Source organism: Pseudotenacibaculum haliotis (assembly GCF_042684245.1).
Classification (GTDB): Bacteria; Bacteroidota; Bacteroidia; order Flavobacteriales; family Flavobacteriaceae; genus Polaribacter; species Polaribacter haliotis_A.
The window spans coordinates 302,445-316,261 of sequence record NZ_JBHULH010000004.1; the positions used below are offsets into that span (position 1 = coordinate 302,445).

The following is a 13,817-nucleotide window of genomic DNA, read 5'->3' on the forward strand; positions in this document are numbered from 1 at the left end:
ATATAAGATTGATCAATGAGTACATTTGAAGCGTTAGGAATACAAAAAGAATTTGTAAAGTCCATTAAAGAATTAGGCATTAAAGTTCCTACTGAAATTCAGGAAAGAACTATTCCTGTTTTGTTAGAAAAAAAAACTGATTTTATTGGTTTGGCACAGACAGGAACAGGGAAAACTGCTGCCTTTGGATTGCCAATTTTACAAGATATAGACCCTAAAAAAGAGGCAATTCAAGCTTTGATATTATCGCCAACAAGAGAATTGGTACAACAGATCAAAAAACAACTTTTTAAGTTTACAAAGTATAGTAATCATAAAATATTTGTAGAAGCTGTATACGGAGGAGAGAAGATCGATCGCCAAATCAACAATTTACAGAGAACTACCCACATTGTAGTTGCTACTCCTGGAAGATTGATCGATCTGATCGAAAGAGGAAGTATTGATTTGAAAAGTATCAAGACCTTGGTTTTGGATGAAGCAGATGAAATGTTAAGTATGGGTTTCAAACAAGATTTGAATAGAATCTTAAAATATACTTCTGGAGAACGAAAGACTTGGTTATTCTCTGCAACAATGCCAGAAGAAATTCAAAGAATCATTAAAACCTATATGGACCCAAATGCATCTAGAGTTGAAATCAACAAAAATGCTTTGGTAAATGCTAATATTAGTCATCGTTTTGTAAGAACAACCATTAAAGAGAAAACTGATAGTATTATCAGGTTTTTAGAAGGAAGAAATACTGAGCGGGGAATTATCTTTTGCAGAACGAAAGCCGGAACGCAGAACTTAACAAAGCAACTCTCTGAAGAAGGTTTTTCTGTAGGCGCTTTAGAAGGTGATATGCAGCAAAGAGAACGAGATAAGGTAATGAGAGCTTTTAAAAATGAAAGCTTACAGTATTTAATATCTACTGATGTTTCTGCACGAGGAATTGATGTGAGTAACTTAGCATTTGTGATTCATCATCAATTACCAGAAAAACTAGAATATTACACACATAGAAGCGGAAGAACTGCAAGAGCGGGGAAAACAGGAGTTTCTATTGCTTTTATTTTACCAAATGAAATTCAAAGAGTCCACGAAATACAAAAGGAACTCAACATCACTTTTACAGAAACTAGTATGCAATGAACGTTATTTATGCAATAGATCTTATTGGAACCTTTGCTTTTGCGATTAGTGGAGCTTTGGTAGCATCTAAAAAGGATTTTGATTTGTTTGGTGTAATCATTATTGCTTTTGTAACTGCTGTTGGAGGCGGAATGTTAAGAGATATTTTAATCAATGCGCATCCTATCAATTGGATTGGTGACCTTAATTATATCTGGGTGATTTTGAGTGCGGTTGTATTCACATTCTTATTCAAAAGTAAAATTGCACCCTTAAGCAAGACCATGTTTTTGTTTGATACAATTGGTATTGGAGTTTTTACAATTTTAGGTGTTCAGAAAGGATTGAACTTTGATTTACACCCTTTTGTTGCACTTACAATGGGAATGGTATCGGCTGTTTTTGGAGGTGTGATTCGTGATGTTCTTACCAATCAAGTTCCTTTGATATTTCACAAAGAGATCTATGCCTCCGCCTGTTTATTGGGAGGTTTAGCTTATTTAGTATCCTCTCAGTTCATTCATTTAGAGTGGATACCTTTTATTATAGGAGCTTCTACAGTTATTATAATGAGAAGTATTGCAGTGAAATATCAACTACAACTTCCAAAGATCAAAGAAGACTTGTTTGGCAAAAATAAATAGTGATGGAAAAATTACATTTCGAAAATCTGACAGAATTCAAAACTATGATAGGGAAGGAGTTGCCTTCTTCTGATTGGATTACAGTAACTCAAGAAATGATCAATGATTTTGCCAACGCAACATTAGACAAACAATGGGTTCATGTTGATGTAGAAAGAGCTAGAAAAGAATCGCCTTTTAAGAGTACGATAGCTCATGGTTTTATGTCTTTAGCCTTATTGTCTAAAATGTTGGAAGACCTGATACAAATAGACAGTTTAAAAATGGGACTGAATTATGGTTTAAACTATGTTCGTTTTCCGCACCCGGTTCCTGTAAACAGTAAACTACAGATCCAAGCTTCAGTAAAAGATGTAGAAGATCAAAAACAAGGAGTAAAAGTTACATTCTCATGCACTGTAATTATTGAAGGATATGAGAAACCTGCTTGTGTGGCTGAATTTCTAGGAATGATGTTTGAATAAAAAAAGCACCTTTTTCAAGGTGCTCTATATATGTTAACTTCTATCAATTTACGATAACCATCCTTTTCTTGCTGAGTTTTTAGCATAAATGATCAAGTAAATTGCGATCACAAGAATCATAGCAGTCATCGCATATCCACCAGGACCATAATCGTCTAGAGCTTTTGCGATAAATACATTGTAAACCATTTGTACTAATACCCCAATAAAAGATAGCGTAAATAAATAGTAAGCTAGTTTCTTTCTTAATAAGAGAGCTAGGGAACCTAAAGCACCACCAAAAACAGCTATTGCAAAAGCGGCTGTAGCCCATGCAGGTCTGTTTTCAATAATTTCTAGTTGAGCTTCTGTCATTGCAGCTTTCATATCATCAGTCATATAAGCTTGACCGATGTATGATAACACACCAAAGATATTCCATACCAATGAAATAACTCCAATTACCCAAAACAACGCGTTGGGTTTGTTTGAATTTTCTGACATAAATTAAAAAGTTTAATTGTTGAGTTCTTTAAAATTAGAGAAATATTTTTAAAGCTATTTTGTTTTTTACAAAATGTAAAGTATATTTGTCATTATGAAAATTAAACTTGTCAATTTGTAAAATATATAATTATGAAAGAATCATTTTGTGAAAGTGAAAGAAAAAGATTGGATAAGATGAATAAATTCCAATTAGCTCACCGTTTTAAAAGAATAGGATGGGTTATTGTAATCATTGCATTTGTATTGATGATTGCAAAAAAGTTTGTTGATGAACCTAGTTGGGTAAAACCGGTATTAACGAATTTAATGATTGTAGGATTTCTTTTGATCTCTTTGGCGAAAGAGAAGGTTGAAGATGAATTGATCGATAAATTAAGAGCGCAATCCTATCGTTTGGCTTTTATCTTAGGAGTTGTCTACTCTTTGGTGCAGCCTTATGTTGAATATGGAGTAGACTACTTATTCAATCAAGAAAAAGCAGAGATGGGATTCAGTTATTTTCAAGTATTGATCTTTATGTTATTAGTGCAAATCATGTTTTTTACTAATCTAAAAAGACAGCGTTAATGAAAAATACGATCAAAGTACAAAGAGCCATCAAAGATCTTACACAAGATCAGTTAGCACAAGCAATTGGGGTTTCTAGGCAAACTATAAATTCTATAGAGAAAGGACGCTATGTCCCTTCAACAGTATTAGCGTTAAAAATGTCTAGAATCTTTGAGGTTCCGGTAAATGAATTTTTTGAACTAGAAGAAAATGATTAAGATCATCGTAATTATCTGTTTTGTATTCATCAAGCTAATCAGCCTCCTTTTTTGAATACCCATTGGCAATAGCATTTTGAGCAGGTTTTTCTTTAATCTCGAAATCGCTATTGTCCCATTGCCATACGTAAGTTCCGGCAAACCAGGATGTTTCCCAGAGTTCTTCAAACAGCGCCTTGTAAGCTAAATACTGAGTTTTATCAGACTTTTTCTTGAACAACGGACCAAAAAATGAACCCCAAGCCCAAGGTGTCTTCGTAGCAGCTTTGTCCGGTCTGTAACCGATCTCTGTAAACAAAATCTTTTTATGATGTTTATTTGATAAAACCTCTAATTCCGGAATATGTTTTTTCCAACCTTGTTTTATCTGCTCGAGATTTGGGTTGGTGTTTTCTGTTAGTGGAAAATACCCTTGAATACCAATGTAATCAAGCTCATCCCAAAAACCGACATCGTGAAATTCGCCATCCCAATTAGCTGCATAGGTTAGTTTTCCTGAATAAATAGTTTTGATCTTTTTAATGAGCTGCATCCACTTTTCAGGTTGCTGTTTAACAGAACTGCGCAATTCTGTTCCAATACAAAACATTTCAGATTTAGTTTTTTCAGCCATCATTGCATAATGGAGTATTGTTTTTTGATATGATGCAAACCAAGTATCCCAATCTTGTGAGTTTTCAAAGTTGATGTTAGCTCTCCATCCGGAAGACATCCATAAATGTGGCTTTAGATGAACTCGTATCTTTTTTTTGTGCAATTCTTCAATACTTTTGATAAACATAGAGTCTCTGTGTGACCATATGCCTATTTCTTTAGGAGTGCTAACGGTTTTGGTTTGCTCATCTTCTTGATAGAAATAGGGAAGGATCACCACCCATTCTATATTGTTTCGGATAAGTTCAGAGAGGTCTGTTCTGTTATTTCTTCCCAGATCATAAACTGTCATTCCTCTATGTTTTCCATCGATTTGATATAAATCTTGAATGCTATCAGTTTGATTTTCTATCGTATGATTCCAACTATACTGAAAACCTTCATTGTTATTAACGTAGATTAATGATCTAAAACCAATATAAACAACCAATACAGGAAGAATAAGTCTAAAAGTGAAATATCGTATAAAAACTCGCTTTCCTTTCTTCTTATAGACTCTAACAAAGTATCTAATGATAAGAAACAGAATGTAAAAGATCAGAAATATACTGTGTAAAAATAACTGTCCACGACCAGAAGAGATGATCTGCACATAGCTTTCCATCAAGCTTTCAAAAGAAATTCTAGGGTTGAGTAAGTTGAGTAAAAACAATAGAAAAGTTATTACCCAAGTACTTAGATAAACTTTGAAAAAAGCAGTAATTTCACGTTTGAAAAGCATGACAGTTTTATGACGCTTAGAATATCAGAAAGTTACAGAAACTTAACATACAGAAAAAAATAAAAGCAACATAGACTCAGTTATGGCAATGATCAAAACAAAAATTGATATGAACTCTCCCTCCAAACAAATCAGAATCATCCTTGTAATGATGTTTTTGATCTCTTCAATTTCGTACGCACAAGTTAAAGTAACGATCAAAGGAAAAGTACAAGATGAGAAAGGAGCTCCCATTTTAGGGGCCACTGTTTTTTTGAATAACAATCAAGGAAATGTGACGGATGAAAATGGTGTGTATAGAATTACCAATGTAACTCCGGGGTCTTATAACATAACAGCAAGCTTTCTTGGATACACATCGCAGACAAAGTTTAATATCATTGTCAAATCGAAAGGAAATCCGTCTTTTGACTTTGTTTTAAAGGAATCTAATGAAGAATTAGAGGAAGTAGTACTCAGCAATCAAAATAAGATTAGCAGACCTAGAGAAACACCTTTATCCACTCAATCTTTGTCGGCTGTAGAAATTGCTACCTATCCCGGAGGAAATAATGATGTTGTGAGAGTAGCACAAACTTTCCCGGGAGTTTCTCCTTCTGTGGGTGGTTTTCGAAATGATTTGATCATTCGTGGTGGAGCACCAAACGAAACGGTATATTACTTAGATGGAATGGAAATTCCGAACATCAATCACTTTGCTACACAAGGAAGTGCAGGTGGCCCTGTAGGTTTATTAAATGTGTCTTTTATCAATGACGTGACTCTATCGACTTCTGCTTTCGGAGCTCAATATGACAATCCTTTATCCGGAGTATTGCAATTCAAGCAACGTGACGGAAACAGAGAACATCTAGCTACAAATATTCGTGTAAGCGCTACAGATGCAGCATTTACCTTAGAAGGACCGTTATTTAAAAGAGAACAAAAAGAAAGTAAAACTAGTTTCTTATTGTCGGTGAGAAGGAGTTATTTGCAAGCATTATTTGAATTGATAGGTTTACCAATTCGCCCTAATTATTGGGATTACCAATACAAATTATCACATGAAATAGATGGATACAACAATCTGTATGTATTAGGATTAGGTTCTATTGATGATTTTACGGTAGAAGCTCCTAATGAGTTTGATGAAGAAGCACAATTGATATTGGATCAAGCACCTTTTATTGATCAAAAAACCAACTCTATAGGAATCAGCTGGAATCGAAGATTCAAAGATGGAAGTGGTTTTATGCAAACGACATTAAGTAATAACAGGTTAAAAAACATTTTTACAACCTATCAGGATTCGCAAAACGAAACGGGTGTGATCTTTAGAAATGATGCCGTAGAGTATGAAACTAAATTACGATATCAATTGACCAAGTTTGTAAATGATTGGAAACTTACCGGAGGATTTAATACTCAATATTCTTACTATAAAAACAACACCATCAACAACACAGACAATATATTCTTTACTACAGAGATCGATTTTGTAAAATATGGTTTGTTTGCCAATGCTACCAAATCTTTTTTTAATGACAAGTTAGATTTGTCCTTTGGTTTCCGAACCGATAGTGATGGATTCACTGAGGCTAGCTTATTAGATACATTCTCTCCAAGGATATCATTGTCGTATGAGTTTATAGAAGACTGGAGAGTAAGTTCAACAATAGGAAGGTATTATAAGCTCCCTCCATACACAATTTTAGGGTTTAGGGATAATAGTGGAAATTTGATCAATCAGGATAGTAAGTACACCCAAAGTAATCATTATGTTTTGGGATTACAATACACTCCAACTCCGGCAACGATTGTTTCTTTAGAAGGGTTTTACAAACAGTATGATGATTATCCTGTATCTGTGTTAGATCAAGTGTCATTGGCAAATAAAGGCGCCGATTTTGAAGTTATAGGAAGTGAAGATGTAGAGACAGTTGGAAAGGGTAGAAGCTATGGATTGGAGTTTCAATATCAACAAAAACTAACGAATAATTTCTATGCGATTTTCTCTTACACCTACTTCTTTAGTGAGTTTACAGGATTTGATAGATCTGAATATGTTCCTTCTGTTTGGGACAGTAGACATCTCATCTCATTTGTAGGAGGATATAAACTAAAGAAGAATTGGGAGATTAGTTCACGTTATCGTTTTGCGGGAAAGACTCCGTTTGTTCCTACTGATTTGAACCAAACATTGATCACTTATCCGGAAATCAGTTTAGATTACAGTAGGTTAGGAGAAGTAAAGCTAAATACATTTAGCCAATTAGATGCTCGTGTAGATAAAAAATGGAACTATACAAAATGGTCTTTAAATGTATTCTTAGAAGTACAAAACATACTAGCTCAAGACATTCCTTTGCCACCTGAGTATGGTTTAACCAGAGATAATCAAGGGAATATTATTACACCGATAAGTCTTACTGAAATACCACAAGATTCGGGGATTCCTATTCCCAGTATTGGAATTGTCGTAGACTTTTAGTCGTTTTTGATAAATTCTATTCCTTTTTGCAAGACAGTAGAGTTAGGAACTGTTACTTTCTGACCGCTTTCACTTTCAATCAATACATAAAAACCAGTCATATTAACTACTGTTCCTACAACATTCATTTCTTTATCCAAAACTTTTACTCGATCTCCAATTTTTAACGGATGATAGAAAAAGATGATAACACTGGCTGTTAGATTAGATAATAGAGACCATTGTGCGAAAAAAGCAATACCAATAATGGCCAATAGAGAAGAAAAAAAAATGGTTAGATCTTCAATATTAATTCCTAAGATGAGTATAACAGCCACAAAGAAAATCACATAATACACAAAGTAAAATGTGTTTTCTACTACCTTTTTCCTGTTAGGTTCCAAGCTTTTCATTAAAGTTACCTTTTGCGTAAGACGCTTGGTAAGTGCCATGAGAGCAATTAGAATAATAAAAGCTCCAACAAGTAATGCAATTTGAATCTTAAGGTCCATACTATGAAATCTTTGATAAGATAAAAATACTACAATTATGGTTTTAACTTCAATTAATTAGTTCTAAAGATGAACTATTACTTTTAAAAACAAGGGAAAAATCCTCTCTAGCTCTATAGAAAAAATGACTACTTTAGGCCAAGATATTGCTGTGCAAGTATTTAGTCCCCTCTAAATATATGTTATCATGGCTAAAGAAGCTCTAATTGTGATACCCGGATTCGATTCCAAAGAAGTTGGGTATGCCCTCAATCGTACTGTAGATAAACTTGCCTCAGAGCAATCTATCGCAACGGTAAATAAAGTAAGTACCCCCGAAAACCCTGCAATGCAGCGTTTGGAAGTTACCTATGCTGATAGTGGTGAAAAAAAAGAGATCGATGTATATGAGATCTATTGGGGAGACATTATCAACCAGAATTATTCTGACAACTTACCGGTTTGGAAAAAAGTAGTTTTTGGATTGGAACTCATTTTCTTTTGGCTGTTTTCTCCTGTGTGGAAAGCAGCATTTAAGAACAAATGGATGTTTATAGGAATTGCCTTTTCTGGATTAGTTATTACATTTTGGTATGTTTCTATTGTAGGAGTGTTTATTTCTGCATTGGATAGTACTCAGGTTTTAGATAGTATAAAAATGATCTTTCAAGAACCTTTACCGGAAGAAGAAATGCGAATGGGACTTTCTGTTGAAGAGCTACCTAAATTAGTTTCAAGCTTATTTACAGAGATCTTTTTGGTTGCAGGAATTGTCATAGGTTTATTTCCAACACTCATGAATCTGATCTTAAAAGTTTCCGGATTTAGCATGAAATTTATCAAAAGTCAAATGGTAAGAGACGATGTGAAAAATAGAGTACAGACTCAGATGAATGCTATTAACAAAGACAATTCTTATGAACGAGTTACTCTTTTTGCTCATAGTTTGGGAGTTATTCCTGCTCTGGAATTCTTATCAGATTATAATAGCAATCGAGATATAGAGGTTCGTTGTATTACTATTGGAAGTGCCGTTTCATTTATGGCCAATAAAGCCAAGATCTTCAGAGATTATGCAAAAAAGGTAATTAGTAATGATAAAGTGACAGAATGGGCAGATTTCTTCTCTAAGGAAGATTGGCTATGCTCGTATGAATCGATTGGAAAACCGGGAGACCGATTTTATTCTGAAGAGATTAAAATGGATAGTAGTTGGCTAAGTAGAATGAGTACCAAGCCACATACAGAGTACTTTAATCACTCTAAAGTAATAGAGAAGTTAATTACATAAACAACCGTAAGAATTATTGTTTTTACCGACTGAACTTGTAACCAAACATTTCTTACTGTGGTTCATAAGTTTAAGGCAGAAATCAACAAGGTATATTTTATCAACCAATATACACTGGTACACATCTTAGAAGGAACGGGAAACATTCAAGTTGATTTTAGAAGCTATGGTAATTGGGAAGACAAAGCAATATACTTAAATAAAGGTCAGTATATAAAATTCATGTCCGATACTTTTTTAGTACGCTTTATAGAGTTTCCTGATGAGATCATGTTTAAATCTAAAGATGTACGCGTATTGTTTAAACATCTGATATCATTAGGATATATCAACTTCAATGACTGTAAAGACTGCCAGCGTTTCTTAACTACAACAGCTTTCAATCAGAATTTAGAGAGTCTTATTGATGTTTCTACTGAGCAATGGTATTGGCAAAACCCTTTTCAAGCGACAAAAGATGAATATCAGGTAATCTTTGATATCAAAGACATGATCGATCAAGAATACTCAGATCAGATCAATGTAAAAAAACTGGCTGATCATTTTATCAATTCTCGTTATAACATTCGTCACCTTATTAAAAATAGGCTAGGAGTAACTGTTAGAAATCTCATAGGAAACAAGCAGATAGATGCTAATATGAAAGAATTGGCATTTACCAATAAAAGCATTCAGGAGATTGCTTACGACCAAGGATACAAAGACCCGGGTTATTTTAATCGTTCTTTCAAAAATAAAGTAGGGCAAACGCCCAAAGAGTTCCGTGATAATTTTGATTATGAAGGCAGAGATCAATTCTCACAAGACTTGATAGCCTTGATACAACAATTTCACAAAGAGCAGCACACCTTAGGCTTTTATGCAGATCAGATGCATATGAGTGTACATACTCTTTCTAAAAAGGTGAAACAAAAAATGCAACTTACCTTAGGTCAAATGATCCGAAATGAACTAATCAGTTCTGCTAAAAAAATGCTATCTGAAAAAGCAACTGTCAAAGAAGTTGCCTATTCTTTAGGTTTTGAAGAGCCTAATAATTTCTCTTCTTTCTTTTTAAAACACACAGGAGTTTCTCCATCCTTGTACAACCAATAAGTACAATTTTTATCTCGTTTTTTATACGCTCTTTCCTTTGATTCATTCAGAATTTTGTGGTGTAATAATTACATAAAATTTTAACCATAGAAATCAATATTAAAATGAACATCAAAGATCAAGCAAATCAAATGGATGCTATTGTGGCTAAAGGAGCCATCGTAGACGCAGTGCAACAGTTTTTTGCCAATGACGCTGTTACTTCAGATTACAGTGGGGTAACAACGAGCAACAAACGAGAAATGGTAGAGAAAATGGAAGGCTTTGCAGGAGCTATAGCTGCTGTTAACGGTATTTCACATCATTATACCATTGTAGACGGAAACGTTTCAGCTTCAGAATTTACATTCGACTTTACCATGAAAGACGGTTCAAAGATCTATTGGCACGAGATCATTCGTCGTTTATGGAATGATAAAGGAGAAGTGATTCAGGAAGAATATTTTAATGCGAATTAAAATGAAGTTCCGATTCATCTCACCAACGCTTCATGGAGTTGCGGATTATTCTGCAGGAATAGGATTGATCGTAGCTCCTTTTGTCCTTGGCTTAGGAGCAGATCATCCGGCTTCTCAAACCATATCTGTAGTAACAGGAATCGCTGTTTTGATCGTAAGCTTGCTTACAGATTATAAACTGGGAGCTTTCAGAAACATTCCGTTCCAAGGGCATTTGGCAATAGACCTTGTAGTAGCCATTGCGTTTATGATTCTTCCTTTTGCCTTAGGCTTTAAAGGTTTGGAAGCAAACTATTACTTATTCAATGCAGCAGTAGTATTCACAGTAGTATCAGTAAGTGAAAACGATTATTAACCTAGAAATAATAAACTAAAATGAAAAATTTAATTAAAACAACTTTGTTAGCTATCGCATTTGTAGCCACTACAACAACTGTAGCAGCACAAAACAAACAAGCAAACAACATCGACGACAGTAAAATTGCTTTACAAGGATATAGTCCTGTATCTTATTTAGATTTAGGATTAGCTCAAAGAGGATCAAAGCAATACAAAACAGTACACAACAAGATTGCGTATTATTTTACGTCTGCTGATCAAAAAGCAAAATTTGACAGAAATCCATCAAAATACTTACCACAATACGGAGGGTTTTGCGCCTTTGGTGTATATGTAGGAGCAAAATTTAGGGTAGACCCTACCAAGTTTGTAGTAAGCAAAGGGAAATACTACTTGTTCTTAAATGATGTAGAAGTTGATGCTAAACAATTATGGATCTCAGAAACTGAATCTAAGCTCATACGAACAGCCAATAAAAATTGGAAAAATTTGAGATCTAAGTAATTCGTGTTTTGAATTATTTTCCAGAAAGCACATTCCCAGGAATGTGCTTTTTTTATTTGATTAGTTTTTTCTGTAAAACAACTTTCTTGTCTTTAGTGATTCCTTTTAAGATATAGATCCCGTTAGCCAAGTTCGGTAACTCAAGTGTCTTTGATTGACTCAGGTCTTTCTTCTTTGACAGAATCAATTGCCCGTTAACAGTGTATAATTGTAGTTCTATTGTACCTGTGTAATCAGTTGAGATAGAAATTTGATTCTCGAAAGGAACTGGGTATACAGTTGTATTTTCTCCGGAATCAATATCATCAGTACTCAATGTTCCTGTAAAATATTGTTCTGCCAAAGCAAAAGCATCTCTACCAATTTTATCTCCAATAATTCTTCCTCTGATATCATCAATAGGAGGGTGGATACCTCCCCAAATTCTAGACAAACTTGTTTGGTCTGAAGCATCTCTATAAGTAGCCCATTGCAAAGTAAAACTCTGTGTAGGTCCTTCTTCAAAAACTAAAAAGTCGTTTTGGGTTACATCAAAGGTTCCCATTCCTCCAGGGAAAAATGCATCCCCGGTAATCAATGTCAATGCTTCTGAAGCTGCTCTTGAAAAAGTAGAGTGCCCTGAAACATATCCAGCAAAAGGAGGAGTTACAAATGTTGGCCTTTGGTATGGCCACCAGTGAGTTCCTAGAATCCAATCTACACCGGCTACATCTGTGTCAGGATCAGCAATAAAATCCGGCCCTTTCCAAGACATTACTTTGATCTTCCCTACATTTTCATCTCCAGTTCCAGCCAAAGGGTCTCCGGTTTCGATCAATTCGATCAACCCTGGAATTAAAGGCAATCCGTGAGGGTCGAAGCTGGCCAATGCAGGATTGGTACTTTGTCCTTTCGTTGCCATATAACGAATGGCTGAAATAGGTCTTACATAATCATAATATCCTTTAACACCCCAAGTATTAACAGCAGAATCATGCATAGCTCCACCTAATACCAAATAACTTTTAATATCCCATTCTAAGTCACTAACAATATTACCTTGACCACCAAATTTCTTTACTGTTTCTGCATGGTCACTTACGTAGTTCATAATGGTAAACCAGTGTCCAGGAGGCGTTTCAGAATCCGGTCCGTCTGCCCAGAACTCAGCTAAAACTCTGGCATAATCAGCTCTTCGTACCATTTGTGCTGTATAAGGAGCGTTGGTAAAAGGGTTTAGATTGTGTCCTGTTCCTATATCACCACCTTCGGTAAATTTGTAAAAGGTTTTGTACTCTTCAAAAGTAGAAGGGAAAGCACTTAAATCTACATTTCCTATAGATCCGGGAGAAATATCGATCATAGTATTATCTGTAGGGTCTAAATGAGCAGACCAAGCAATTACCAAAGCAAAATGCCATTTATAAGGATCGTCAATTCCGTCCATAGTAGAATTCTGAATATAAACAGGGGCTCCTGGATCATTGTATACATAACAATCGAAACCTGCATCTAAAATGCTTAAATCTTCCGGGCGCAAGGAGAAAGGAGTAACCTCACCCCATTCCGGGCTTAAGAAATCAGGCGTATCCAAAGGAAATACATTATTGCTCTGATCTACAAAAACATCAAAGGCTAAAGGTTGCCATTTGTTTGGATCCGTTAACAAGTTATCTTGATATAACTCAAGAATCAATGGAGAGTTTGTAGGCGTATAGTGCTCATTTGCATATGCGTTAGATTCATTAGCTCCGTCTTGTAACCCAAAAGCAATCATTTCTTGAGCAAGGTAATTTCCAAGTGCGGCATAAGATCCTGTACTATAATCTACAGAAGTAAAATTGGTATCGTAACCGTCTGATTCAAACAAGGCTGTAAAAGATGCCAAGGAGTTGGTTGCTCCGGGTGAGTTGGCAAAACGATGATTTAATAAGCGATACATCGCATAACTGATAATCTCATGAATTGCAGCATCTGTATCTGTTGGCGTTGCAATTCCGTTGAAACTACAATCATAACCTCCAAAGGTTTTACCTAAGAAAACAGTTTCAGCATCGTTGTCAAAAATAGCCCAAGCATCATACATGACTATAGAACTGTGAAATAAGTTCCTTGCATGAACTGTAGGCCTCGCATAGTCTTTTCTAATTGCTCCTAAGAGCTCCTCATTCCATTCTCTTGCTATGGAATGCTGTGCCTGAATTCCGGTTGTAAATAGTACAAGTAGTAGAAGTAAAATCCTCATTCTGTTAATCATTTTTAGTTAGCTTTAACAAAGTTTTAACAAACATAAAAAAATATATCGTACTTCAAAAGCAGCGCAAAAATGAAAAATTTGAGCAGTTAAAATTCAATATTC

Annotated in this window: 15 protein-coding genes; 11 read left to right on the top strand and 4 right to left on the bottom strand. The window is 35.0% G+C overall.

What is annotated here, in order from left to right; translation table 11 throughout:
- Nucleotides 1-15 precede the first annotated feature (15 nt).
- From ACFSRZ_RS09400 to ACFSRZ_RS09410, 3 genes are read left to right on the top strand one after another with little or no spacing between them, the layout of a single operon-like run.
- On the top strand, nt 16-1,137 hold the full coding sequence (locus ACFSRZ_RS09400) for a DEAD/DEAH box helicase (RefSeq protein WP_379666297.1): 1,122 nt from the start codon (nt 16-18) through the stop codon (nt 1,135-1,137).
- On the top strand, nt 1,134-1,760 hold the full coding sequence (locus tag ACFSRZ_RS09405) for a trimeric intracellular cation channel family protein (RefSeq protein ID WP_379666298.1): 627 nt from the start codon (nt 1,134-1,136) through the stop codon (nt 1,758-1,760). Before ACFSRZ_RS09400 ends, ACFSRZ_RS09405 begins: the two co-directional genes overlap by 4 nt.
- 2 nt (nt 1,761-1,762) lie before the next feature.
- A complete protein-coding gene (locus ACFSRZ_RS09410; RefSeq protein ID WP_379666299.1) occupies nt 1,763-2,224 on the top strand; it encodes a MaoC family dehydratase in 462 nt (153 codons plus the stop codon).
- A 48-nt stretch (nt 2,225-2,272) separates the two neighbouring features.
- Here the strand turns inward: ACFSRZ_RS09410 and ACFSRZ_RS09415 are convergent, their stop codons facing one another.
- Entirely contained in the window at nt 2,273-2,707 is a 435-nt protein-coding gene (locus ACFSRZ_RS09415; RefSeq protein WP_379666300.1) for a hypothetical protein, read from the bottom strand.
- 132 nt (nt 2,708-2,839) lie between these two features.
- On the opposite strand from ACFSRZ_RS09415, the gene ACFSRZ_RS09420 reads away from it, so the two are divergent.
- Both ACFSRZ_RS09420 and ACFSRZ_RS09425 read left to right on the top strand, forming a co-directional pair.
- The gene (locus ACFSRZ_RS09420) at nt 2,840-3,277 is read left to right on the top strand and encodes a hypothetical protein (protein WP_379666301.1); all 438 of its coding nucleotides are present in this window, start codon (nt 2,840-2,842) and stop codon (nt 3,275-3,277) included.
- Nucleotides 3,277-3,477 (top strand): helix-turn-helix transcriptional regulator, encoded by a 201-nt coding sequence (locus ACFSRZ_RS09425; protein WP_379666302.1) that lies wholly within the window; start codon nt 3,277-3,279, stop codon nt 3,475-3,477. Before ACFSRZ_RS09420 ends, ACFSRZ_RS09425 begins: the two co-directional genes overlap by 1 nt.
- Nucleotides 3,478-3,511: 34 nt before the next feature.
- Here ACFSRZ_RS09425 and ACFSRZ_RS09430 read toward each other — a convergent pair whose 3' ends face one another.
- Nucleotides 3,512-4,852 (bottom strand): glycoside hydrolase family 113, encoded by a 1,341-nt coding sequence (locus tag ACFSRZ_RS09430; protein ID WP_379666303.1) that lies wholly within the window; start codon nt 4,850-4,852, stop codon nt 3,512-3,514.
- 82 nt (nt 4,853-4,934) lie between these two features.
- Here ACFSRZ_RS09430 and ACFSRZ_RS09435 point away from each other — a divergent pair, with 82 nt between their 5' ends.
- Nucleotides 4,935-7,322, top strand: a complete 2,388-nt coding sequence (locus ACFSRZ_RS09435) for a TonB-dependent receptor (RefSeq protein WP_379666304.1) — start codon at nt 4,935-4,937, stop codon at nt 7,320-7,322.
- On the opposite strand, the gene ACFSRZ_RS09440 is transcribed toward ACFSRZ_RS09435, so the two are convergent.
- Entirely contained in the window at nt 7,319-7,813 is a 495-nt protein-coding gene (locus ACFSRZ_RS09440) for a mechanosensitive ion channel domain-containing protein (protein ID WP_379666305.1), read from the bottom strand. The genes ACFSRZ_RS09435 and ACFSRZ_RS09440 overlap by 4 nt on opposite strands.
- 187 nt (nt 7,814-8,000) lie before the next feature.
- Here ACFSRZ_RS09440 and ACFSRZ_RS09445 point away from each other — a divergent pair, with 187 nt between their 5' ends.
- From ACFSRZ_RS09445 to ACFSRZ_RS09465, 5 genes are all read left to right on the top strand, one after another.
- A complete protein-coding gene (locus ACFSRZ_RS09445) occupies nt 8,001-9,083 on the top strand; it encodes a hypothetical protein (protein WP_379666306.1) in 1,083 nt (360 codons plus the stop codon).
- Between the two features lie 57 nt (nt 9,084-9,140).
- Nucleotides 9,141-10,178: a helix-turn-helix transcriptional regulator gene (locus ACFSRZ_RS09450; RefSeq protein WP_379666307.1), complete on the top strand. Its 1,038-nt coding sequence runs from the start codon at nt 9,141-9,143 to the stop codon at nt 10,176-10,178.
- Nucleotides 10,179-10,282: 104 nt separating this feature from the next.
- Nucleotides 10,283-10,636, top strand: coding sequence for a hypothetical protein (locus ACFSRZ_RS09455; protein ID WP_379666308.1), 354 nt, complete (start codon nt 10,283-10,285; stop codon nt 10,634-10,636).
- 1 nt (nt 10,637) lies between these two features.
- On the top strand, nt 10,638-10,991 hold the full coding sequence (locus ACFSRZ_RS09460; protein WP_379666309.1) for an SPW repeat domain-containing protein: 354 nt from the start codon (nt 10,638-10,640) through the stop codon (nt 10,989-10,991).
- A gap of 20 nt (nt 10,992-11,011) precedes the next feature.
- The gene (locus ACFSRZ_RS09465; RefSeq protein WP_379666310.1) at nt 11,012-11,479 is read left to right on the top strand and encodes a YHS domain-containing (seleno)protein; all 468 of its coding nucleotides are present in this window, start codon (nt 11,012-11,014) and stop codon (nt 11,477-11,479) included.
- A 52-nt stretch (nt 11,480-11,531) separates the two neighbouring features.
- Here ACFSRZ_RS09465 and ACFSRZ_RS09470 read toward each other — a convergent pair whose 3' ends face one another.
- Complete coding sequence (locus ACFSRZ_RS09470; RefSeq protein ID WP_379666311.1) at nt 11,532-13,703, bottom strand: vanadium-dependent haloperoxidase; 2,172 nt, start codon at nt 13,701-13,703, stop codon at nt 11,532-11,534.
- Nucleotides 13,704-13,817: the final 114 nt, after the last annotated feature.